The sequence below is a fragment of the Porcipelethomonas ammoniilytica genome (assembly GCF_025567485.1).
Lineage (GTDB): Bacteria > Bacillota > Clostridia > Oscillospirales > Ruminococcaceae > Porcipelethomonas > Porcipelethomonas ammoniilytica.
On record NZ_JAOQKH010000094.1, the window covers coordinates 1 to 681 of the forward strand.

General features: G+C 39.1%; 1 protein-coding gene. It reads left to right on the forward strand.

The genetic code is table 11. The features are described from left to right. On the forward strand, positions 1-681 hold a 681-nt coding region (locus OCV67_RS13440), incomplete at both ends, for an N-6 DNA methylase (RefSeq protein ID WP_147644420.1).

Sequence of the window (681 nt, forward strand, 5' to 3'; positions counted from 1 at the left end):
CATGACTATTTTATTGCAAAAACTCTGGACAAGGTACGTCCGGGAGGCGTAATCGCTTTTATCACTTCTTCCGGTACTCTTGACAAGGCTAATCCGTCGGTAAGAAAATACATTTCTCAGCGTGCAGAGCTTATGGGCGCTGTCAGACTTCCGAATAATGCTTTCAAATCCTATGCGGGAACGGAAGTTACCTCCGACATTATTTTTCTCCGGAAACGTGAAAAAATGATAGATATTGCGCCCGATTGGGTGTATACCTCAAAAAATCCAGACGGTCTGACAATTAACAATTATTTTATTGAAAATCCGGAAATGATTTTAGGAAAAGTTGTGGAGGGAAACAAGCTTTACGGCAAAGGTACTATGGTCGTTCCTTTTGAAAATTCCGATCTTAAAGTTATTTTAAATGAAGCGGTAAAGAAAATAAAAGGAAATTATACCGCTGAAAAGTCTGTTATTGCAAAACCCTCCGGAAAGAAAAAGGATAAATTTAAACCTGAAATTCTTCCTGCCGATCCGACGGTCAAAAATTTCTCATACGCTGAAATTGACGGTAAAATATTTTACCGTGAAAATTCTATTATGACTGAAATGCCGTTTACTGGAAAGAGATACGAGCGTGTAAGCGGAATAGCCGCTATTTCAAAATGCGTCCGTGAACTGCTTAATATGCAGCTTGAG